Origin of the sequence: Streptomyces flavofungini (assembly GCF_014650815.1) — a bacterium.
In the GTDB taxonomy this organism is placed as follows: Bacteria; Actinomycetota; Actinomycetes; order Streptomycetales; family Streptomycetaceae; genus Streptomyces; species Streptomyces flavofungini.
Map to the genome: position 1 here is coordinate 383,352 of NZ_BMVR01000007.1, position 22,122 is coordinate 405,473.

Below are 22,122 nucleotides of genomic sequence, written 5' to 3' on the forward strand. Positions count from 1 at the left end.
ATGCACGGCAAGAAGATCCTCATCACCGGCGGGACCGGCCAGGTCGCACGGCCCGTCGCCGAAGCGCTCGCCCCCGACAACGAGGTGTGGTGCCTGGGCCGCTTCGGCGACCTGACCGCCCGCAAGGCCCTGGAGGAACGGGGCGCCCGCACCTTCACCTGGGACATGGCCGACGGCGACCTGCAGGACCTGCCGCACGACTTCACCCACGTACTGCACTCCGCGGTGCACCGCGGCACCAGGGACGACTTCGAGGAGACCGCACGCATCAACGCCGTCGGCACGGCACAGCTCATGACGCACTGCGCCACGGCGGAGGCGTTCCTGTACGTGTCGTCCGGCGTGGTCTACCACCGCGCCGACCGCACCCACCGCTACCGGGAGGGCGATCCTCTCGGCGGCACGGCCCCCTGGCTGCCGACGTACCCCATCGCCAAGCTCTCCGCCGAAGGAGTCGTGCGGGGCCTGGCCGAGGCGCTCGGGCTGCCCTCGGTGATCGCCCGGCTCAACATCGCCTACGGCCCGTACGGCCACGGCGGCGTCCCCATGATCCTCTTCAACGAGATGCGCCGGGGTGAGCCCTGCGCGGTGCCGCGCGAGGGGCAGAACTACTGCAACCTCCTGCACACCGACGACGTCGTCCGCCAGGTACCCCTCCTGTGGGAGGCGGCACAGACCCCCGCGCGGGTCGTGAACTGGGGCGGCGACGAGGAGGTCGGCGTCACCGACCTCCTGGAGTACATGTCCGCGCTCACCGGCGTACCGGTCCGACTGGACCGCAACGACTACAGCCGTGAGACAGCGATCTTCGACCACAGCACGCGGCGGAGCCTGATCGGCGACTGCTCGGTCGCGTGGAAGACCGGCATCGCCCGCACCTTGGCGGAGCTGTTCGAGGAGTACCAGGAACGCATCGGCGAGTACTTCGACACCGGGCTCGACAAGGAACGGAGCTAGCACCATGCGCAGGCCCACAGATCTCGACGCGCTCCAGCAGGTGCTCCGCGCCGCCCTCGGCACCGCCGAACCCGTGTCCCGCCTGGCCGAACTGGGCCAGGACGCCGAGGCGTTCGCCGCCCTCGACCCCGCGGTGCGCGAACGCCCCACCCTCATCGGCGGCGGCTCCCTGTACAGCCCGACCAGCCCCGTCCCCACCCCCCAGGCCCTCGCGGACCTGGCCCGCCGCTCCGACGCGCTGGACGTCCACCAGATCCTCGTCCCCGGCGTGCGCCGCACCGACGACACCGGCGCCCTGCGCGCGGCGGGCCTCGCGCCGGTCGCCGCCGAGCCCGAGTGCGTCGTACGGCTCACGGGCGAGGTGGACGACGTGCTGCGCACGCGCCTCGGCGCCGACCGGCTCCGGGATGTCCGGCGCCGCCACCACGCGGTGTCCCAGGAGGCCACGTGGGAGCGGATCCGGCTGAGCGACCTCGACGCGAAGCCGTGGGCGCGCGCGGCCTTCGTGGAACTCCACCAGCGCCAGGCTGAGCGGAAGCAGCGGGCGGCGGACCAGCCCCAGGCGGCGGACCAGCACGAGTGCGGTGGCCGCCTCGACCCGTACAACGCCGACGCTCTCGACGCCCTGGCCCAGGGCGCGCTGGCCGATCGCGCCGAACTGGTCGTCCGCCGCCGCGACGACGCCGTCGTCCAGGCCGGCCTGACGATCACGTCGCACAACGGCCGGGGCGTCTACTGCCTCACGCAGGCCATCGACCACGACGACCCGGCCGTCCGGGACGACCTCTACAAGGCCACCCTGTACCAGCTGTACGTCGACGCCCGGACCTCCGGCCTGGAGTGGGTCCACCTCGGCCGGGGGGCGGCGGAGCGCATGCGGTGCCTGGGGGCCGATCTGTTCGTCCCCCTCGACCACTGGCTCCGGGCCGAGGGCGGCCCGCCCCCGGCGGACGGGCAGGCGGAACCGGCGCTGTCCCGGTTCACGGCGCCGCCCGTCACGACGGTGCCGGTCCCGGGCCCGGCCCGCTTCCGTCGGCAGCCGCGGTTCGACACGGTCGACCTGACGAGCAACACCAACCCGTTCCTGGGCCCGGAGAGCCAGTACCCCCACCTCGACACGACGGAGCTCGCCCACACCTACCTGAGCACCATCGCGGCGCTCCCCGGCCACGCGGGCGTGGACGCGCTCAGCACCGACCACCTGCTGTTCACCAGCGGCGCGGTGGACGGCGTCATGCTGCTCCTCGCGGCGCTCGCCTCGCCCGGCGAGAGCGTCTGCGTCACGCCCCCGACGTTCCCGCTGTACACCCACTTCGCCCGCGTCCTGCGCCTGCCCCTGGTGGAGGTGCCGCTGCGCGGCGACGACCTCTCCGAGCTGGACACCGCACAGATCCTCGTGGCGGACCCCCGCGTCACCATCCTGTGCGACCCGAACAACCCCGTCGGGACCAGGCTCGATCCGGAGCAGGTGCACACCCTCATCACCGGCACCCACGGCATCGTGGTCATCGACGAGGCGTACGTGGAGTTCAGCGAGAACCCCTCGTACGCCGCGCTCGTCGCCCGGCACGACAACCTCATCGTGCTCAGAACCCTCTCCAAGGCCTGGGGCCTCGCGGGCGCCCGCTGCGGTGTCGCCCTGGCGCAGCCCGGCATCATCGAGGCCCTGCGACGGCTGCAGGTGCCGTTCGGATTCACCGACGCCTCCCAGCGCGCCGTCCGGGACCGGCTGACCGACTCGGGCCCGGTCCTCGCCGGCATCGAGCTCATCCGCGCCGAGCGGAAACGGCTGGCCGCGGCCCTGGCCGAGCACCCCGCCGTGGACCGGGTGTTCCCCTCGCAGACCAACTTCCTGCTGGTCCGCCTGCACAAGCACGACCTGGTGATGGAGCAGCTCCATGACGCGGGGATCGCCGTCGCCGACACCGGGCACGTCATCCCCGCCACGTGCCGCATCTCCATCGGCACCCGGCGCGCGAACGACACCCTGCTGGCGGCGCTGTCCTCCGCCCGGTGAGCCGACCCGCGGACCAGCCCGTGAGCCAGTCACCCCCGCAGCCACCCCGATTTCCCCGGAAAGGACCCGACTCGTGGGCAACGCGTCACACCCCGCCCCCTCTCACCCGCCCCTGACCAGCACGGTCGTGGCCAAGAACTTCGACCGCTGGAGCCCTCCGCTGCTGACGGAGTTCGACGAGAACGACCACAACGCCTGTATCGGCCAGACCCTGCTCAAGGAGACCGCGATGCTGCGGGTCTGGGAGACGACGCTCCAGCCGGGCGAGCGCGTCCCCGTCCACCGGCACGTCCTGGACTACACGTGGATCGCCCTCACGGACGGCCGGGCCCGCCAGCACTCCAGCGACGGCGCCTCACGCGAAATCACCTACGTACGCGGACAGACCCTCCACTTTCACTTCGAGGTGGGGCAATACCACCTGCACGACCTCAGGAACATAGGCGAGGACGTCCTGTCGTTCCTGGTCGTGGAGACGAAGGACGGCGCGAACGAGCCCGGCCGGCTCCCGTAGGCCGGGCGCGGCCGGTCGTCACAGTCGGCGGCCGGCCACGCCCCCGCCGGGATCGTCGGCCAGCGCGATCGTCGTGGTGATCCGCTTGCCGACGGGCTCCCGACGCACGTGCAGGCTCTGGCACACGGCCATGACGATCTCCAGGCCGTGCTGACCGACCCGGCCCGGATCGGCGGGCAGGACCGCGGGCAGTGCGGGCTCGCTGTCCCACACCGTCACGTTGACGGCTCCGTCCTGGGCCTCCAGCGTCAGCAGGCACGGCCCCGGCGCGTACTTGCGGGCGTTGGTGACCAGCTCGCTGACCACGAGCTGCACGGTGGCCAGCACGCGCACGGAGACCGGAAGGCCGTGCACGGCTTGAATGTCGGTGAGGAAGGACCGGGCCAGATCCCGGGCGGCGGCTATCTCCTCACTGCCCGCGAACGCCCGGGAAACCGACGGGTACATGCTGACCAGGGCCCATGGGTCGCTGTCCGCCGCGATCTGGTGCGTCTGGTCGATCCCGCCCGCTACGAAGCCGTGTCTCACAGAGACGCCTCTACCCCGAAACCATGAGTGAACGCGGCCGGATTTCGCTGATCGGCCCGAGGGGAGCAAGCGGCGCTCAGCCCGTCGGCGCCGTGGGCGATGAGCCCCGCATGAGGCGGTGCGGGGCGCCCGAGCCGTCCGCCGGGACGGTGAAGAGGGCGGGCTTGCCGTGGCGAGGGCGGGCGTACGCGATGGTGTCGGCGTTCAGCCAGGAGGGCTGGTCGTCCACGTGGGCGGTTTCGGCGAGCGGGATGTCCTTCCGGGGGGAGGAGTCCTTGCCGAGGCGGAGTACGTGGAGGCGCCAGCGTCCCGGTGCCGTGCGCTTCTTGTACGCCAGGCGCTTGCCGTCCGGGGACAGGGACGGGCACTCGACGTTGGTGCGCACCGCGGTGAGGGTGCGGCGGGTGAGGTCGCCGCGCATCAGCCACGTGCGGCCCTTGGACGCCATGGTCGCGTAGAAGGTGCGGTCGTCGGGGGCGAAGGTGATGCCCCAGAAGTTGACGTCCTCGGCGCGGTAGCGGGCGCCGCGCACGTACGGCTTGAAGTCCTCCAGGGAGCCGTAGTGGTGGCCGTCGCGCAGGTCGTAGACGCCCGCGGTGGTGGAGAAGCGGCCGGGTACGGCGTACGAGTCGCCGGTGCGGAAGACGGTCCAGGTGACGAGGTGCCCGGAGGGGGAGACGCGGGCCCGGCTGGGGGCGCCCCAGACGGGCAGCGTGACCTTGGCCTGGCGGCGGCCGTCGGTGTACACGCGGACCTGGGAGGACTGCGCGGACAGCGGGCCGGGGCGGGCGCGCAGGCAGATCAGGGTCGAGGCGGCGGTGGCCGCGCGCTGGCAGGTGGGGCCGTCGGCCACCGGTGCGCCCCGCCGCGTGACTTGGCGGACGCGGTCGCGGTCGACGTACACGATCGTGTCGTGCCGGTCGAGGCGGAGGTTCAGGCTGTCCCGCTCGGCCGCCGCCGCGCCGTGGCGCCACACGACGTACCCGATGGCCGTCGTCAGCAGGGCCCCGATCAGCAGCGTGGCCAGGAGCGTCCGTGTGCGCGTCATCGTGTCCTCCTCGGTGCGTGCGCGGCGGCCGCTCCCGCCACGAGGACCAGCAGGGCCGCCGCGAACGCGGTGAACGCGGCCGTGAGGCCCACGCCCGCCGCCACCGCGCCGAAGGCCAGCGCACCGCCCGCCCTGGCCAGTGCCTGGGAGGTCTGGACGACCGCCAGGCCCGTCGTGCGCACCCGGGTCGGCAGGACCGGGCCGACGTGCGCTATCAGGACGCCGTCCGTCGCGGCGTAGAAGAGCCCGTGCAGGAGCAGGACGATGCCCGCCGGAACCCAGCCGCCGGGGGCCGCGGCCACCCCCACGTAGGCGCAGAGCAGCAGCAGGTGTCCGGCGAGGAAGAGACGCCAGCGGCCGACGCGGTCCGCCAGGCGTCCCACGGGCGCGGCCGCCGCCATGAACACCAGCGCCGTCCCGACCGGCAGCAGCGGGAGCACGTGGTGCGGCAGGTCCAGCTGCCGCTGCAGGGCCACGTACAAGAACATGTCACCGGCCGTGACGAGGCCGAGGAGCCCGGCCGCCACCACCACCCGGAGCGCGTCCCGGTCATGGAGGGCCCGCAGATAGGGGCGCAGGCACCCGGTCCGCTCGGCGGCGGACGGCGTCGTGTCCGGTCGTACGCAGACCGCGAGCAGCACGACTCCGGCCGCGGCCAGAAGGAAGCTCACCATGAACACCGCGTCGTAGTCGCCCGGTACGGCGAGCAGCACGGCGAAGGCGAGCAGCGGGCCCAGGAGGGCGCCGGTCGCGTCCAGTGCCCGGTGCACGCCGAACGCGCGGCCCAGGTGCTCCTCCGGGGCGGCGAACGTGATGAGCGCGTCCCGCGGCGCCGTGCGGATGCCCTTGCCGGTGCGGTCGGCGGCGACCAGCAGGCCGACGCTCCCGGCCGACGTACCGAGCCACGGCAGGCCCAGCTTGGTGAGCGCGGACAGGCCGTATCCGGTCGCAGCCACGGCCTTCGGGCGGCCGAGCCGGTCCGCCGCGTACCCGCCGCCGAGGCGCAGCAGGGCGGTGGCGCCGGTGTACAGGCCGTCCAGGGCGCCGAGTTGGAGGTAGCCGACGCCGAGGCCGTACATCAGGTACAGGGGCAGGACGGCGGTCACCATCTCGGCCGAGGCGTCCGTGACGAGACTGACGGCGCCGAGGGTCAGGACGGTGGCGGGCACCCGGGTCCGGGCGCCGTCGGCGCGGGAGCCGGCGGTCACGGTGGCGGTGCCGCCGCTGGTGCGGGCGCTGTCGGCCGCCCGGGTCTGCGAGAGGTACATCGTCACACTCCAAGTGGGCCGCGGGGGAGCAGGGACGGGCGGGGAGGAGGGGTGCGGTGGTGTGGGGTTCACCGCACCCCTCCCGTCCGTGGGGGCGGACGTCGGTGGAGGCGGACCCCGGCGGCGGCGTGACCCCCGGCCGAGGCGGATCTCAGTTCCCCTGCCGCGCCCCCGGCTTGGAGTGGCACGTGCCGGACACGGAGTCCGTGAAGGTGCGGCCGTCGACCGGGCGGAACGTGAACTTGTAGCCGGTCGCCGACAGATCGAAGCGGCCCACGCCGAACGTGCGGTTGTGGAAGACCTCCGACGGGCCCTTGGAGGACGTGGTCTTCGAGTAGAGGGTGCGGCCGCCGGTCCCGATGACGAACTGCCGCAGCCCGTTCGCCTCGTCCTTCCTGCCGTCGGCCATGGCGGGCGCGAAGCGTTCGTAGTGGTGGTCGTGGCCGGCCACCACCACGTCCGCCCGGTGGTCGGTGAGGATCTTGTAGTGGCTGGACATGGTGGTCTGGTCGCCGTGGTCGCCGGACGAGAACCGGGGGTGGTGCCAGTAGGCCATCGTGCAGGGCTTGGTGCTCGCCCCGAGGTCCTTGGCCAGCCACTCCCGCTGCGTCTTGTCCGCGGTCGAGCCGAGGTTGGAGTTGAGCGCGACCAGGTGCCAGTCGCCGACGTCGAAGCTGTAGTAGCCCTTGCCGCGCTCGCCGACGTGGACGCCCTTGCCGCCGAAGTAGTCGAAGTAGCCCTTGGCGCCGCTGGTCCGGTACTCGTGATTGCCCGGGCTCGGGTGCACGACCTTGCTGAACTGGCCCCAGTACGGGTCGTACTTGTCCCGGAACTCCGAGGCCGACCCCGAGTCGTACGCGTTGTCGCCCGCCGTGAGCACCGCCTGCGGGTCCATGCTCTTGACCACCGGCGCCGTCTGGTTGCAGGCGGAGCCGCAGATGTCGCCTGCGACCGCCACCGTGACGGTCGCGGCCGCGGCCCGCGCGGCGTCCCGGTCGTCCTGCGTGAGCGGGGCCGACACGGCGAGGCCGCCGCCGAGCCCGGCCACCGTGACCACGCCGAGCACCGTGCCCCAGACGACTCGTCGGACGGGTTTCGCTTGGTTCATGAGAGGTCCTTCCGTCGCGGCTGCGAAGACGTTGCTGTGCGCCAAGGAACCACGGGCGGGGAAATGCGCACAGGAAACCTCCGCACGGGACTGGATAACTCCGGACGGACTGCCGTTACGATGCGGCGCCATGGAATTCAGCCGGATTCTGGGACGCGCCCTTGCCCTGCGAGGAATCAGTCTGGACCAGATAGCCCGGGAATTACGCAGCAGAGGCACACCGGTCAGTACAAGTACCCTCAGCGCGTGGCAGACCGGTCTGAGTCGCCCCGAAAGGGCCAGCTCACTCGACGCGGTCGCGGCCCTGGAGGACATCCTCTCCCTGGCCCCGGGGCAGTTGCGTGCCGCCCTGCCCCCGCGCCGCCCCCGCGGGCGCCGCCCCGTAGCCGCCGAGACCGCCGCCGTCCTGCGCACACAGTGGGGCCACGACGCCGAGGCCGTCCTGCGCACCCTCGCCAAGCTCGACGCCGACTGGAGTGATCTGGCCCTGCCCCGGCCGCTGTCCTACCGCGTACGGGTACGCGTCGGCGCGCACGGCCAGGAGCTGGTGATGCACGTCAGCCGGGTGCTGACCGGCGGGCCCGGCGGTGCCACCCGCATGATCCACGTGACGCGCTACGCCCGGCTGCCGCAGGCCCCGTTGGTGCGCATGGCCCGCGGCTGCCGCCTGGCCCGGTTCCGGGGCGACCGGGAATCCGGGGTGGCCGCGTTCGAGTTCCTGCTCGACCCGCCGCTGCGTGCGGGGGGCATGGCGCTCGCGGAGTTCAGCATCACCTTTCCTCCCCGGCAGACCGACAAGTTCACCAGCATTCGGATTCACGCGGGGACACGGGACGTGGTTCTCGAAGCCGTCTTCGAGGACGGCTTCACACCCGCGCTGTGCCAGGCGTTCTTCCAGCAATCCAGAGTGCTGCCGAGGAAGGTCCTCCGCGAGCTGCCCGGAGCCGAGGCGCACGGTCACTTCCAGTACATCGATTTCAATCCGCCGCCGGGAATCTACGGAATTCGCTGGGCATAGGGTGCGGCGGTGCCGGGAGGTCGGCGGACGGGCGCCGTCGCCCCGGTACGTCGCCGGGCGTGCCGCACACCGTCTCGCGGGGCGGGCGACACGTCGCGTCGCCGGATCAGGGCCGTCCCGCCCGCGTGGCCTCGGCGAGGAGCACCCTGATGTGGTCAAGGAACTCCGTCGTGGCGGGGTGCCGCGGCACGCGCGGATGGACCAGGTGGACGGTCACGGAGGGCGCGTCGGCGAGCGGGACGTAGCGGACGGCGGGGTGCGGGTGGCTGTGGCCCGCGCTCTCCGCGGTGACGCCGACCGCCTCGCCGGTGGCGATGGTGGTGAGCCATTCGTCCACGCCCGGCACTTCGAAGGTGTGCGGGCGCCGTCCGGTCGGCCACAGGTGCGCCGCGGTCGTGGCGGCCGTGGAGCAGATCACCACCGGCTCGTCCGCCAACTCCTCCAGACGGACGGCCTCGTGGTCGGCGAGGGCGTGATCGGCGGCCAGGGCGGCGACGCGGCGCTCCCGCAGCAGCGGTACGCACACCAGGTCGCCGTCCGGTACGGGTTCCGTGCGGACGAGCGCCAGGTCGACCTCGCCCCGGCGCAGCGCCGCCTCCGGGTCGTCGCGGCGCAGGACTTGGGCCGCCGTGTCGGGGCGGTTCGCGCGCCAGGCGCGCAGCAGCGGCACCGTGTACCGGCCGAGCGCGGACCAGGCGAAGCCGATGCGCAGGGGGCGCCCGTCGGCCGCCGTCTCGGCCAGCGCGTCGTCGACCAGGCGCAGGATGCGGTGGGCATGTTCGACCAGGCGCCGTCCGGCGGCCGTGAGGGCCACGTGCCGGGTCGTGCGGTCGACGAGACGGGTGCTCAGTCGGCTCTCCATCTGGTGCAGGGTGCGCGACAGCGCGGGCTGGCTGACGCCGAGGGCGATCGCGGCGTCGGTGAAGGTGCCTTCGGCGTCGATCGCGACGAGGGCGCGCAGATGCCGCAGCTCGACGTCTTGTCCGTCCCCGCGCCCGGCCTTCACGGCTCCCGCGGACGTGGCCTTCACCGCTCCCGAAGCCCCGGTGTTCAGGGCTCCCGCAGCCCCGCTTCCAGCATTCATAACCAGGAAGCATAAGCACTGCGTGGCGAACATTTCCGGAGGGCTCCGGGCGGTCCTAAGGTCCGAGCCATGAAGATCCTCCTGATCGGGGCCACCGGAAAGCTCGGCGCCGCCGTCCACCAGACCCTGGCCGCGCGCGGCCACCAGCTCATCACCGTCGGCCGCACCAGCGGCGACCTGCGCCACGACATCGCCGACCCGGCGGGCACGGCTGCCCTGTACGCGGCGGCCGGTCCCGTGGACGCCGTGGTCAGCGCCGCCGGCGACACCCCGTTCAAGCCCGTCGCGGAGATCGCACCCGCGGACTACGAGGCCGCGTTCCGCGGCAAGGTGCTCAGCCAGATCGAGCTGGTCCGCCAGGGCGTCGGGCACGTCGCCGAACGCGGGTCGTTCACGCTGATCTCCGGCGTCCTGGCCGACGAGCCCATCCCCACCGGGAGCGCCGCGTCCATGGCCAACGGCGCGATCGAGGCCTTCGTCCGGGCGGCCGCCATCGAGATCGCCCCGCAGCGCGTCAACGCGGTCAGCCCGACCGTCTTCACCGAGAGCCTCGACGACTACGGCTCCTACTTCCCCGGCATGCCGTCCGTCGACCTCGCCCGCGTCACCGAGGCGTACGTCCGCTCCGTCGAGGGCGCGCAGACGGGTCAGGTCTACGCCGTGCGCTGAGCCGCACACGGCGCCCACCCGCCGCCGGCCGCCCGGCAAGCGGCGGTCAGCGGAAGGCGGCGAGGAGCTCCACGGCACGCCGGTAACGGCGGATCTCGGTGGCCGTGGCGCTCCCACCGGCCGCCTCGTCCGCCCCGCTCCCACCGGTCGCCTCGTCCGCCCTGACCGCCTGGTCCAGCCTGTTCGCCCCGTGGGGCAGCGCGCGCAGCTGCTCGCTCGCCGTGACGAGCCGAAAGGTCACCGCACGGGCGACATGGCCCACGAACCCGGACCCGAACCCGGGCGCCGCCGCACGCAGCAGCTCCGCCCCGGCGCCGTGCCAGATCAGGGCGTCGCCCACCACGACCGCCGCACCGAACCCCGGCGGCCGCCAGTACGGCGAGAAGTCGATGACCGCCGGGGCCAGCCCCGGGGCGAACAGCACGTTGCCCGTCAGATCACCGTGGACGAGCTGGGCCCGGCCCCGCGGCACCGGACCGGACAGCGCCACCAACTCCTCGTAGGGCCCGCGCAGTCCGGGCAGCAGGTCGGCCTCGCCCTCCTGCCACGCGACCCGGTCGCCCAGCGCCCACCAGTCGTCGCGGCGGTCCAGGAAGGCGGGGCGCGGTACGTCGGCCAGCGCGCGGTGAAAGGCACGGCCCGCGGCGATGATGTCCAGCCAGCGGGGCGCGGCCACATGGTCGGGCTCGGCGCCGGGGACGAAGCGGGAGGCGGTCCACCCGGCGTACGTCCACAGGCCGGTGCGCGCACGCAGCGGCCGTCCGACGCGGAAGCCGTCCTCAGGCAGCGCGGCCAGCACGTCGGCCAGCCACTCCGCGAACTCGACGTCCGGGCCGGTGGGCTTGAGTACCGCATCGGCGACCCGGACACTGCGGCCCTCCCCGCCCGCCAGGCGAACAGGGCTTCCGGCCAGCCCGAAGGCATCGAGTACTTCGCGTCCAGGGACAGTCATCAGAGCTCTTCGCCAGAGGGTGGCCGGCCGGGAGGAAGCAGTCGGTCCGGAGGGGGCGGTCGGCAGGGGCTGGTGGTCGGCAGGGGAGGGCGGCCGATGGGCACGGCCCGCCCGACGCCACGGTATCGATCACGGGCACAGCCGTAGCCCCGGGGGTGCGACAGGTGGAGGCTCACCTTGGACACACGTCGACGCAAGTGGACACAAGGCGAGTCACCCCTGGCCCCCGGGAGGGATCACTTGAACACGTCACGTCGTACGCCGTACCGGATGGACCCGGCCGGTGGCTGCCCGCACGCGGACAACGCCCGGCTGCTCGTGGCGGGCGCCGTGGCCGAGGTCGTACTCCCCGGCGATGTGCCGGGCGCAGCCGTGCTGGGGCACGAGGCGCTGAAGGAGTTCCTCGCCCATCCCGAAGTCGCCAAGGACGCCGCGCACTTCACCGCGTTGCGGGAGGGCGGGATACCCGACGGCTGGCCGCTGCTGACCTTCGCCACCGTCCACGGCATGACCACCGCGGACGGCGACGACCACCGGCGGCTGCGCGCGCTGGTCGGCAAGGCGTTCTCCGTCCGCCGGGTGGAGACGCTGCGGCCGCGGATCGAGTCGGTGACCGCCGAGCTCCTCGACAGGCTGGCCGAGGCGGCCGACGGCGGCGGGATCGCCGACCTGCGCGCCTCCTTCGCCCTGCCGCTGCCGCTGGGCGTGATCTGCGAACTGCTCGGCGTGGACGCGGCACACCGCGGCCGCCTGCACCACCTGTCGAACCAGGTGGTGAGCACGGCCATCGGGCCCGAGGAGGCGACAGCCGCCAACCGCGAGCTGGCGGCGGTGCTCGCCGCCGTCGTCGCCGACCGGACCGCGCACCCCGGCGACGACCTGACCAGCGCGCTGATCGCGGCCCGCGACGAGGACGGCGACCGGCTCAGCCCGCAGGAGCTGATCGGCACCCAGCTGCTGATGATCGTCGCCGGTCACGAGACGACGCTGAACCTGATCACCAACGCGGTCCGCGCGCTGTGCGCCCACCGCGACCAACTGCTCCTGGTCCGCTCCGGCAAGGCCGACTGGTCGGACGTGGTCGAGGAGACCCTGCGCTGGGACAGCCCGGTCAGCTACTTCCCGTTCCGCTACCCGACCCGCGACCTCACCCTGGACGGCACCCGCATCCCCCAGGGCACCCCGGTCCTCGCCGGTTACTCCGCCGCCGGGCGCGACCCGGCGACGTGGGGCCCGGACGCCCACCTCTTCGACGTCACCAGGCCCGCCCGGACCACCGGCCCCGGCCGCCACCTCTCGCTGGGGCACGGCGCGCACTACTGCCTGGGCGCGCCCCTCGCCAGGATGGAGGCGACGATCGCCCTGGAGCGACTGTTCACCCGCTTCCCCGCACTGGACCTCGCCGTCCCCGAGACCGAACTCGCCCGGCACGCGGGCTTCGTGGGCAACAGCGTGCGGGAACTGCCGGTGCGCCCGACGCCCTGAGCGGTGCTGGGGCGGCGGTCCGGGCGAGGACGCGTATGTCCGTTCCGGCCCCGCCCGCCGTCACTCGCCGCCCGCCCGTTCCAGGACCCTCGCCGCCGGGCCGAACGTGACCGTGATGTCGAGCCCGCCCTCGGACCCGGGCCGCGCGCTCACCGGCGCGCTGTGGGCCTCGGCCACGGCGGCGACGATCGACATGCCCAGGCCGTGGCCGTGCGGAGTCCCGGCGCGCGTCTCGAAGCGCTGGAAGGGCTGGAAGAGCGCCTCGACGCGCTCGTGCGGGATGACCGGCCCGCTGTTCGTCACCCGCAGCACCGGCCGGCCGTCCCGCACCTCGGTGCGCACCCGCGCCCAGCCGCCGGGGACGTTGTGGCGCACCGCGTTGCCGACGAGGTTCGTCACCAGGCTCTCCAGGAGCCGTGGATCGCCGACCGTGGGCGCCGGGGCCAGCGACAGGTCGATCCGTACCGCCGCCGCCTGCTCCGCCAGGACCGTCGCCGCGATCGCCGCCAGATCCGCGGGCTCGCGGCGCTGCAGGCCGCGCTGACTGCGGGCCAGCGTGAGGAGCGCCGCGATCAGATGCTCCTGCCGCTCGCCCGTGGCAAGGAGGCGCTCGCACACCGTCCGCAACGACTCCGCGTCCGCCGCCGGATTGGCGAGCGCCACCTCGATCATCGCCCGTTGCAGCGTGAGCGGGGTGCGCAGTTCGTGCGAGGCGTTGGCGACGAAGCGCTTCTGCGTGGTGAAGGCGGTGTCGAGGCGCCCGAGCAGACCGTCGAAGGTGTCACCGAGGTCCTTCAACTCGTCGTCGGGCCCGTTGACCGCCAGGCGTTCGTGCAGATTCAGCTCGGAGATGCGGCGCGCCTTGTCGGCCATCGTAGGGACCGGGCGCAGGGCACGGCCCGCCATCAGCCAGCCGAGCGCCACCGACACGGCCGACATCAGGGCGAGCGCGATCCCGGACTGCGTCAGCAGCTGCCGGCCGGTGGAGCTGGGCCTGTTCGCGAACGGCATGGTCGAGGTGTCCGGCGACGGCATCACCGAGGGCTTGAAGGTGGCGGTGCCGAAGTGAGGGCGAACAGAGGAGAGCCCTTGATGGGGCCGCGCGTGGGGGAGTCGCAGCCCGTGGGGGAGCCGTGGCCCGAAGTGCGGCCACCCGTCGTCGAGTTGGAAGGCGTCTCGAAGACATACGGGGACGTGGTCGCGCTCGCCGGAGCCGGGATCGTCGTCCGGCGCGGGGAGATGCTGGCGATCGTCGGGCCGTCCGGCTCCGGCAAGTCCACGATGCTCAACATCATGGGGACGCTGGACCGCCCGTCCGCCGGAACGGTCCGCGTCGACGGCCACACCGTCGACGCCCTGTCGGACCGTCAGCTGTCCGCGCTGCGCGCCCGCACCATCGGCTTCGTCTTCCAGGCCTTCCACCTGGCGGCGGGCGTACCGGCCCTGGACGCGGTCGCGGACGGACTGCTCTACAGCGGACTCCCACGGGGCGAGCGGCGCGGCCTCGCGGAACGCGCGCTGCGCGGAGTGGGGCTCGGGCAGCGCCTCCACAACGAACCGCACCAGCTCTCCGGCGGCGAGAGACAACGCGTGGCGATCGCGCGCGCCGTGCTCGGCGACCCGCCGCTGCTCCTCGCGGACGAGCCGACGGGCGCACTCGACTCGCACTCCGGCGAGGTCGTCATGGAGCTCCTGCGCACACTGCACCGGGCGGGCACGACGGTCGTCGTCATCACGCACGACCGGGACATCGCGGCGTCGCTGCCACGGGAGGTACGCATCAAGGACGGCCGGATCGCGTACGACTCCGCGGCAGGGGAGGCCGCCGCGGCAGCCGTCACGGAACGGGTGGGCGCATGAGTACGGCCACACCGCCGCGCCCACGACCGTGCCCGGCGCCGCAGCCGAGTCCGGCCCGCCTGAGCCCGGCGGACGTCGTCCGGACCGGCGGCTCGGGCCTGCGCTCACGCCCCATGCGCGTCTTCCTCTCCGCCCTCGGCATCGCGATCGGCATCGCCGCGATGATCGGCGTCGTCGGCATCTCCACCTCCAGCCAGGAGGAGCTGGACCGCAAGCTGGCGGCGCTCGGCACCAACCTGCTGACGGCGGCGCCCGGCCAGTCCTTCAGCGGCGGCGCGGCCAGGCTGCCGGACGGGGCCGTCGAGATGGTCGGCGCGATCGACGGGGTGGAGTCGGTCTCGGCGATCGGCAAGACCGACGCGAAGGTGTACCGCAATGACCACGTCCCCAAGGAAGTGACCGGCGGCATCGGCGTCTACGCGGCCCGCACCGACCTGCCGGGGACGGTCGGCGTGGACGTCGCCGACGGCCGCTGGCTCACCGCGGCCACGCACCGCTACCCGGCCGTCGTCCTCGGCGCGAAGGCCGCCGCGCAGCTCGGCGTGTACGAGGCGGGCCCGGACGCCCAGGTGTGGCTCGGCGGCCGGTGGTTCACGGTCGTCGGCCTGCTCGGGCCGAACGAACTCGCCCCCGAACTCGACTCGGCCGCGCTCGTCGGCTGGCCCGCCGCCGAGCAGGAGCTGGACTTCGATGGCTTCGCGACCACCGTGTACGCGCGCGCCGAGGGCGCCGCGGTGAGCGACGTTCAGCAGGTCATCGGCGCGACGGCCAATCCGGAGAACCCCAACGAGGTCAACGTCTCCCGCCCCTCCGACGCGCTCGCGGCGAAGCAGGCCACGGACGACGCGCTGTCCGGGCTCCTCCTCGGCCTCGGCGCGGTGGCGCTCCTCGTGGGCGGGGTCGGCGTGGCCAACACGATGGTCATCTCGGTCCTGGAGCGGCGGGCGGAAATCGGCCTGCGGCGCTCCCTGGGGGCGACCCGAGGGCAGATCCGGACCCAATTCCTGTGCGAGTCCCAGCTGTTGTCGGCGCTCGGCGGCCTGGGTGGCGTAGCCCTGGGGATCGCCGTGACGGCGGGCTATGCGGGGTACCAGGGGTGGCCGACGGTGGTTCCGTTGTGGGCGATGGCCGGCGGGGTGGGGGCGACGCTCCTCATCGGCGGGCTTGCGGGCTTCTACCCGGCCGTCCGGGCGGCCCGCCTGCCGCCGACGGAGGCGCTGGCGGCGGCCTGACGCGCAGTGCGGTGATGACGGGCCCTCACCCTGCGGCCGGGGTGGGGGTTCGTCATCGCCGCTGACCTTGAGTGCTGCTGGGATGAGTGCTGCTGGGGGTCGCGTGGCCCGTGGCCCCGCCGAATCGGGTGCTGCGGGTCAGGAACGGTCCAGCCGTGGGGGCGAGCGGCTGAGGCGGGCGACAGGCCGGGGCGGGTCGTGGACCGGGGGCCCGCGCGGCCCGATGCTCTCACCCATGCCCCCGCTCATGATCTCGCGCCGCGTCGACAGACCCTCCTCGGGCCGCACCGGTCTCCCGCCGGGCTGCACCGGTCTCCCGCCGGGCCGCACCGCCCCCTCACATAGCAGCACCGCCCCCTTCCTGAGCCGCAGCCCACGCCCCGCACCCACCCCGACCCGCCGTCTCGTCCTCCTGGCCACCGTCACCGTGTGCGCGACGGCACTCGGCGCCACCCCGGCCGCGAGCACGACCGAGAGCCAAGCCGCTCCGGCTGCCACCGCTCAGGACACGTACCGCCCGTCCCGCACGGTCCCCGCCCCCACGCACCCCCGAGCCCCCACCGACACCCCCGCCGACCGCGCCTACCGCGACTTCCTCGACCACGGCCCCGGCATCGCCGTCATGACCGCCGCCCACCGCGGCCAGTGGCGCGAGGCCCCCGAGAACAGCCTCGCCGCGCTGCGTGCGGCCTTCGCCGACGGCGCCGAGATCGTCGAGGCGGACATCCGGCTGACCAAGGACGGCGTCCCCGTCCTGATGCACGACGCGACCGTGGACCGGACCACCGACGGAACGGGCCGCGTCGCCGACCTCACCCACGCCCAACTGCGCGCCCTGCGCCTGCGCGAAGGACTCGGCGGTCGGCAGGCGGCGCCGACCGGCCACCGGATCCCCACGCTCGCCGAGGCCATGCGGGCCGCCCGGACGAGCGGGCTCGTCAACCTCGATCAGGCCTGGAAGGACCGGGAGGCCGTCTGGCGGGTGCTCGCGGAGACCGGCACCGTACGCAACGGCCTGTTCAAGTCCGGCGCGCCCGTGCCCGAGGTGCGGGCGTTCCGCGCCCGCCACCCCGACGCGCTCTACATGCACCTCGTCGACGACACCAACGCCGCCTCCGCCGCGGAGTTCGGGACGGACCGGCCGCCCGCGTTCGAGGTCGTCTTCGACGACGTCGGCGACGCGGTGGCCGACGCCGCCTTCCTGCGGGGGCTGCGCTCGACCGGCCGCGTATGGATCAACAGCATGCGGGACGCCCTTGCCGCCCGGTACACCGACGAGGCCTCGCTGATCGCGCCCGCACGCGGCTGGGCCACGCTCATCGGCGGGTACGGGGCGTCGGTGCTGCAGACCGACAACGTCGAGGCGTTGGAGGCCTACCTCGCCACGGGGGTGGCGGGTGCGGTGCCCTCCGGCGCGGTACGTGTGCAGGCGGAGGAGTACGCGTCGGGCGGCGAGGGGGTGGCGTACCACGACGTCGACGCCGGGAACCGGGGCGACGGCCCCGGCCGCTCCGGTGCGGGCGTCGACGTGTGCGACCTGGACGGCGCGGTGGCCGTGTGCTGGATGCGCGGCTCGGAGTGGCTCAGCTACGAGGTGGACGTGCCGCGGTCCGGCCGCTACACGCTCAAGGCCCGCGTGTCGTCACCGCACGCACCCGCCGGTACCTACCGTGTCGCCGTCGACGGCGGCGCCCCCGGCGCGGCCGTACCCGTCGCCAACACGACGGGCCACCAGGCCTTCGTGCTCCAGGACAGCGGCCAGACACGGCAGTTGACCAAGGGGCGGCACACCCTGCGCCTTTCCCTGGACGTCGGCGCGCACCAGAACTGGAACCTCGACTACCTCCAGTGGGAGCCGGTCGGCCCCTGAGCGCCCGACCCGAGGGAATGTCGTTGGTCATCCGACGTCGGTTCTTCATAGCCTGCGGCCATGCACACGCACCTCCCGACGCGGGACCTCACCGCCGCCGACCAGGAACTCATCGACCTCGCCCGGTCCGTCGTCGACGCGCACACCGACGGCGAGGACGGAATCCACACCATGGGCGCCGCCGTCCGGGCCGCCGACGGCACGACGCACGCCGGAATCAACGTCTACCACTTCACCGGCGGACCCTGCGCCGAACTCGTCGCCCTCGGCAACGCCCGTGCCTCCGGCGCCCGCGAGCTCACCACGATCGTCGCCGTGGGGAACAGGGGCCGCGGCGTCGTCGGCCCGTGCGGCAGGGACCGGCAGATCCTCCTCGACTACCACCCGGACATCCGGGTCATCCTCCCCACCGCCCAGGGCGTGCGCAGCGTCCGCATCAAGGACCTCATGCCGTACGCCACCGAGTGGAGCCCCGATGAGGGCTCGATCGCGTACCGGCCGGACCCGTCGGAGCCGGACCTGCCGGAGGAGCACGCTCCTGGGACGAACCTGTGAAACGCAGGTCGCGAGGCGTACACACAGCGCGTGCGAAAATGCGTTCTTCATGACGTCGAGGAAATGACGGGGGAGACGCATGAACCAGGTGATCTACGCCGAGCAGTCCCGGAACCCTTTCGCCCAGCTCGTCCAGCTGACCGAGGAAGGGCTGAAGGCCAACTACCGCACCACGCCGCTGAGCGAACTGCACCTCGCCGCGATGGCCGACGCCTACCGGCGCGGGCGCTGGCTGGGCGGCGGCGGCTCGGAACGCGGCCTTGAGGAACTGCCGGAGGGGCAGGGCATCGTGCCGGTCACCCGTGTCACCGGCACCACCAAGCCGATCAAGGTCCGCAGGGCGGCCGAGTTCGCACACCACCTCGGGGAGCTGGCGCTCCGGCACAGCGGCGGTGCCGCGCGGGTGGCGGCGCTGGCCACGCAGGCGGACGTGGAGGGCGTGCCCCTGTGGCTCGCCCGGCGGTCCGCCCCCGGCCCCGCGGGCCCGGTGACGGTGGCCGTCGACCGCCGCCTCATCCGGGTGGACGTATGGGGTCCGTACGCGCCCGCCGTACGGATCCGCGCGCCGTACGGTCTGGTCACCACCGACACGTCACCGGGCCGCGGACTCGTCCTGACCGTGGGCGATGCCCACGTCTCCCTCCTCCTCACCAAGGTCTGGCGCAAGTCCCGGAGCTTCGTGCGCGCGCAGAGCCCGCAGGGCCACTGGGAACTGCGGCGCGTCACCTCCTTCTCCTCGGAGCTGCTGCGCGACGGGCGGCGGGTCGCCCTCCTCACCCGCCCCGAGCGCCGCCGTCGCCCCGTGCCGGGCACGGTCCTGCTGCCGCTCACCGAGATAGACCACGACACCCCCGACCCCCTCGACGCCGTCATGGCGCACGCCTTCGCCGTCACCTTCGGTCTGGGCGACACCACCGGCGCCTACCGCTTCCGCGCCCAGAAGCCGCGGCACGCCCGCAGCGGCGAGCCGGTGGCCGTCGAATGGGGCGACCCCTGGTTCAGCAACCTCGGCTGGGGCAGCGACGACAACGACTCCGGCGGCGGTGACGGCTGGGGCTCGGACGGCGGGGACGGCGGCGACGGCGGCGGTGGGGACGGCGGCGGCGACGGAGGTGGCGGCGACGGCGGCGGTGGCGGCGACGGCGGCGGTGGCGGCGGGGACTGACCGCGCCGCGGTCGGCGGCCTGCCCGCCGCCCGCCACCGTGCTTCCGGGGCGGCGCGCCGACCCCAGCCGTGATCAGTAAAATGCCGAGTAGCTCATTTCCTGAACCCCACTCGAAAGGCAACACCATGCCCCGCGCGTCCGCCCGTCACATCCTGGTCAAGACCGAGACCGAAGCGCTGCAGCTGAAGGAGCAGATCGAAGGGGGCGCCGACTTCGCCGAACTCGCGAAGAAGCACTCCTCGTGCCCCTCCGCCCGCAACGGCGGCGACCTCGGCTCGTTCGGACCGGGACAGATGGTCGCCGAGTTCGACCAGGTCGTCTTCAGCGCCCCGGTCGGCGCGGTTCAGGGCCCGGTGCAGACCCAGTTCGGCATGCACCTCGTCGAGGTCACCAGCCGCGAGGACTAAGGCGTGTCCGACGGGTGCTTCTTCGTCACCACGAACCGGTCGATGACCAGATAGTCGATCTCCGTGGCGAGGAAGCACTCCAGCGCGTCCCGCGGTGAGCAGACGATGGGCTCCCCGGCCACGTTGAAGGACGTGTTCAGCAGACAGGGCACCTCCGTGCGCTCGGTGAAGGCGCGCAACAGCCCCGCCAGTGCGGGGTTCTGCCGCTCGTTGACCGTCTGGACGCGGGCCGTGCCGTCCACATGGCAAGCACCGGGGATCCGCTCCTGGTACTCCTCGCGCACCGGGAAGACGAACGTCATGTACGGCGACGCCGTCTTCTTGCCCATCGCGAAGACACGCGGAGCCTCCGACTCCAGGACGACCGGAGCGAACGGCCGGAACGGCTCCCGGTGCTTCACCCGGACGTTGATGATGTCCTTGATGTCGGGGAACGCCGGGTTGGCGAGGATGCTGCGGCTCCCCAGGGCACGCGGCCCGAACTCGGTGCGCCCCTGGAACCAGCCCACGACGTTCTTCTCGGCCAGCAGCTCCGCCGTCCGGTCGGAGACCGCGGCGACGTCGGCCTCCTCCTGCCAGTCGACGCGGTCCGCGTACGCGGCCAGCGCGTCCAGGACGTGCCGCTCGTCGAACGAGGGACCCAGGTAAGGGGTGGTGACGGCCTCGGCGGGCCGGTTCCTGAGACCCGCCGTGTACACGGCCGCGCCGATCGCGACACCCGGGTCGCTGGCCCCGAAGCTGACCTCCATGCCGGTGAACGAGGACCGCTCCAGCATCTTCGAGTTGGCGACGCAGTTCAGCGCGAGACCGCCCTCGAACAGCAGGTTGTCCAGGCCGGAGGCCGCGGTCAGCGTCCGCACCTGATGCGCGGTGATGGCCTCGACCATGTGCTGGGCAAGACCGGCGACCTTCACCCGGAAGTCGAACTCCTCACGCTTCACGCTGTCGCCGTCGAAGAGGTCGTCGAACAGCGCGTAGTACGCCTGCTGGTCCCGGGGAATGGAGATCGTGTACGAGCCGTTCTCGTGCAGCCGCACCACGCGCTCGAGCAGGGGGTTGTGCCGCGGCGGCGCGCCGTACGCGGCCAGGCCCATCACCTTGTACTCGTCGTTGTTCGGCACGAACCCCAGATAGCGGGTGATCCTCCCGTACGCCACGCCGAGGGAGCTGGTCATCTCCACGGAACTCTCGTCGAAGACCCGGACCACGCCGTTCCGCAGCTCGCCCATGACGGCGGACAGGATCTCCGCCCGGCCGTCGCTGACCAGGAAGGCGGCGTCGCCCCCACCGGCCAGATAGGCCCCGCACATGAGATGGGCCAGGTGGTGCGGCACCAGGGCGAGCTTGTTCGGGTCGAGGTCGTGGCCGGTGCGCCGCACGAAGTCCCCGTACACCGCCTCACGGCTCAGCATGTCCGTGTACAACTCGCCCGTGCGCCGCAGCGAGTCGAACTTCGCCGGAACCGACAGGTCGGTCCCGCATATCTGGGCGATCATCTGCTCGCCCACCGTCTCCGAGAAGCGCCACGGGAACGCGAACATGTCGACCTCGCCGAGCTCGACACCGGCGGAGTCCAAGCACCACCGGATCGCCTGCTCCGGAAAGTCGGAAGTCTTCTTGACCCGGCTCAGCCGCTCCTCCTCGACCGCGGCGACCACCTCCCCGTCGATCACCAGCGCCGCCGCGGCGTCATGGCCCACCAAGAGGTTGCGGTCGATCCCCGTCGCCCCGTAGAGCCGCCCGAAGAGCTCCGCTCCCTTGGTGAATCCGTTGTAACCGAGCACGATCACTGGCCCTCAGCCTCCCCAGCACGACATCAACAGCGGCGGGAAGGCACGCTACTCGGCCGTATACGGGAGGGATAGATGTGACGCATGAGCAGCATGGTTCCGCTTTTGCGGAGGTCAGGGCCTTGGTCGGAATCCGGGCCCCGGGGCACCCCCGGCCTCAGCCGGGCCGTGCGGAGAGCACGGCCTCGGCGGCGGACGTGCGGGCGTACAGGACGGAGCGCCCGGCCCGGTGCGCGCTCAGCGCGCCAGGTGCTTGATCTTCTCGAACGGGTACCCGGCGACGGCCACGACGACCAGGCCGTAGGCCGCGACGATCAGCATCCCGATGGTGCCGATCGCCCGGTCGCCGTCGGACAGCAGGACGCTGCCGAGCGGCACCAGCGGGGCGACGCTGAGGATCGCCGCGCCGGTGCACCAGTGCGCGACCAGGTGGTTGGCCCGGGAGCGCAGCTCCGGGTCGCGCTTGACCTCGTCCGGTACGTCGTAGCCGACACCCCGCTCGCCCACCTCGCCGCGGTGCCCGACGCGGGCGGCCAGCAGGGAGACCACCGTCATCAGGACGAAGCAGCAGAGGATGAAGACGTACGCCATGAG

General features: G+C 73.0%; 22 protein-coding genes. 13 read left to right on the forward strand and 9 right to left on the reverse strand.

Annotated elements, in window-relative coordinates; all coding sequences use genetic code 11:
• From IE274_RS20810 to IE274_RS20820, 3 genes are all read left to right on the forward strand, one after another.
• A complete protein-coding gene (locus IE274_RS20810; RefSeq protein ID WP_190117336.1) occupies nt 1-957 on the forward strand; it encodes an NAD-dependent epimerase/dehydratase family protein in 957 nt (318 codons plus the stop codon).
• A gap of 4 nt (nt 958-961) precedes the next feature.
• The gene (locus tag IE274_RS20815; RefSeq protein WP_190117337.1) at nt 962-2,974 is read left to right on the forward strand and encodes an aminotransferase class I/II-fold pyridoxal phosphate-dependent enzyme; all 2,013 of its coding nucleotides are present in this window, start codon (nt 962-964) and stop codon (nt 2,972-2,974) included.
• Nucleotides 2,975-3,047: 73 nt separating this feature from the next.
• Nucleotides 3,048-3,488 carry a cupin domain-containing protein gene (locus tag IE274_RS20820; protein ID WP_190117338.1) on the forward strand — a complete coding sequence of 147 codons (441 nt, stop codon included), beginning with the start codon at nt 3,048-3,050 and terminating at the stop codon, nt 3,486-3,488.
• A gap of 18 nt (nt 3,489-3,506) precedes the next feature.
• Here IE274_RS20820 and IE274_RS20825 read toward each other — a convergent pair whose 3' ends face one another.
• The 4 genes from IE274_RS20825 to IE274_RS20840 form a co-directional block, all read right to left on the reverse strand.
• Entirely contained in the window at nt 3,507-3,935 is a 429-nt protein-coding gene (locus IE274_RS20825) for an ATP-binding protein (RefSeq protein ID WP_190117478.1), read from the reverse strand.
• Nucleotides 3,936-4,092: 157 nt separating this feature from the next.
• Nucleotides 4,093-5,064 (reverse strand): TolB-like translocation protein, encoded by a 972-nt coding sequence (locus tag IE274_RS20830; protein ID WP_190117339.1) that lies wholly within the window; start codon nt 5,062-5,064, stop codon nt 4,093-4,095.
• Entirely contained in the window at nt 5,061-6,332 is a 1,272-nt protein-coding gene (locus IE274_RS20835) for an MFS transporter (RefSeq protein WP_190117340.1), read from the reverse strand. Before IE274_RS20835 ends, IE274_RS20830 begins: the two co-directional genes overlap by 4 nt.
• A gap of 151 nt (nt 6,333-6,483) precedes the next feature.
• A complete protein-coding gene (locus tag IE274_RS20840) occupies nt 6,484-7,440 on the reverse strand; it encodes a metallophosphoesterase family protein (RefSeq protein WP_198897837.1) in 957 nt (318 codons plus the stop codon).
• 130 nt (nt 7,441-7,570) lie between these two features.
• On the opposite strand from IE274_RS20840, the gene IE274_RS20845 reads away from it, so the two are divergent.
• Entirely contained in the window at nt 7,571-8,458 is an 888-nt protein-coding gene (locus tag IE274_RS20845; protein WP_198897838.1) for a hypothetical protein, read from the forward strand.
• 106 nt (nt 8,459-8,564) lie between these two features.
• On the opposite strand, the gene IE274_RS20850 is transcribed toward IE274_RS20845, so the two are convergent.
• A complete protein-coding gene (locus IE274_RS20850; protein ID WP_190117343.1) occupies nt 8,565-9,542 on the reverse strand; it encodes a LysR family transcriptional regulator in 978 nt (325 codons plus the stop codon).
• 69 nt (nt 9,543-9,611) lie between these two features.
• Between IE274_RS20850 and IE274_RS20855 the strand changes: the two genes are divergently transcribed.
• A complete protein-coding gene (locus tag IE274_RS20855; RefSeq protein WP_190117344.1) occupies nt 9,612-10,211 on the forward strand; it encodes a short chain dehydrogenase in 600 nt (199 codons plus the stop codon).
• Between the two features lie 46 nt (nt 10,212-10,257).
• On the opposite strand, the gene IE274_RS20860 is transcribed toward IE274_RS20855, so the two are convergent.
• Complete coding sequence (locus IE274_RS20860; RefSeq protein WP_190117345.1) at nt 10,258-11,163, reverse strand: aminoglycoside phosphotransferase; 906 nt, start codon at nt 11,161-11,163, stop codon at nt 10,258-10,260.
• Nucleotides 11,164-11,433: 270 nt separating this feature from the next.
• On the opposite strand from IE274_RS20860, the gene IE274_RS20865 reads away from it, so the two are divergent.
• Nucleotides 11,434-12,648: a cytochrome P450 family protein gene (locus IE274_RS20865; RefSeq protein WP_190117479.1), complete on the forward strand. Its 1,215-nt coding sequence runs from the start codon at nt 11,434-11,436 to the stop codon at nt 12,646-12,648.
• Between the two features lie 60 nt (nt 12,649-12,708).
• On the opposite strand, the gene IE274_RS20870 is transcribed toward IE274_RS20865, so the two are convergent.
• Nucleotides 12,709-13,521, reverse strand: a complete 813-nt coding sequence (locus IE274_RS20870; protein WP_229909689.1) for a sensor histidine kinase — start codon at nt 13,519-13,521, stop codon at nt 12,709-12,711.
• On the opposite strand from IE274_RS20870, the gene IE274_RS39550 reads away from it, so the two are divergent.
• The 7 genes from IE274_RS39550 (at nt 13,511) to IE274_RS20900 (ending at nt 19,738) form a co-directional block, all read left to right on the forward strand.
• Nucleotides 13,511-13,717 (forward strand): hypothetical protein, encoded by a 207-nt coding sequence (locus IE274_RS39550; RefSeq protein ID WP_229909708.1) that lies wholly within the window; start codon nt 13,511-13,513, stop codon nt 13,715-13,717. The two genes, IE274_RS20870 and IE274_RS39550, sit on opposite strands and share 11 nt — an antisense overlap.
• A gap of 23 nt (nt 13,718-13,740) precedes the next feature.
• Nucleotides 13,741-14,508 carry an ABC transporter ATP-binding protein gene (locus IE274_RS20875; RefSeq protein ID WP_190117346.1) on the forward strand — a complete coding sequence of 256 codons (768 nt, stop codon included), beginning with the start codon at nt 13,741-13,743 and terminating at the stop codon, nt 14,506-14,508.
• Nucleotides 14,505-15,740, forward strand: coding sequence for an ABC transporter permease (locus IE274_RS20880; protein ID WP_190117347.1), 1,236 nt, complete (start codon nt 14,505-14,507; stop codon nt 15,738-15,740). The genes IE274_RS20875 and IE274_RS20880 overlap by 4 nt, the downstream gene beginning before the upstream one ends.
• Nucleotides 15,741-15,975: 235 nt before the next feature.
• Nucleotides 15,976-17,610 carry a glycerophosphodiester phosphodiesterase family protein gene (locus IE274_RS20885; protein WP_229909690.1) on the forward strand — a complete coding sequence of 545 codons (1,635 nt, stop codon included), beginning with the start codon at nt 15,976-15,978 and terminating at the stop codon, nt 17,608-17,610.
• A gap of 60 nt (nt 17,611-17,670) precedes the next feature.
• Nucleotides 17,671-18,165, forward strand: coding sequence for a cytidine deaminase family protein (locus IE274_RS20890; RefSeq protein WP_198897839.1), 495 nt, complete (start codon nt 17,671-17,673; stop codon nt 18,163-18,165).
• Between the two features lie 79 nt (nt 18,166-18,244).
• The gene (locus IE274_RS20895; protein ID WP_190117348.1) at nt 18,245-19,330 is read left to right on the forward strand and encodes a hypothetical protein; all 1,086 of its coding nucleotides are present in this window, start codon (nt 18,245-18,247) and stop codon (nt 19,328-19,330) included.
• Nucleotides 19,331-19,456: 126 nt separating this feature from the next.
• Nucleotides 19,457-19,738: a peptidylprolyl isomerase gene (locus IE274_RS20900; RefSeq protein WP_190117349.1), complete on the forward strand. Its 282-nt coding sequence runs from the start codon at nt 19,457-19,459 to the stop codon at nt 19,736-19,738.
• Here IE274_RS20900 and IE274_RS20905 read toward each other — a convergent pair.
• Nucleotides 19,735-21,528, reverse strand: a complete 1,794-nt coding sequence (locus tag IE274_RS20905) for a carbamoyltransferase family protein (protein ID WP_190117350.1) — start codon at nt 21,526-21,528, stop codon at nt 19,735-19,737. The two genes, IE274_RS20900 and IE274_RS20905, sit on opposite strands and share 4 nt — an antisense overlap.
• A 237-nt stretch (nt 21,529-21,765) precedes the next feature.
• Nucleotides 21,766-22,119 carry a hypothetical protein gene (locus IE274_RS20910; RefSeq protein WP_190117351.1) on the reverse strand — a complete coding sequence of 118 codons (354 nt, stop codon included), beginning with the start codon at nt 22,117-22,119 and terminating at the stop codon, nt 21,766-21,768.
• Nucleotides 22,120-22,122 lie beyond the last annotated feature (3 nt).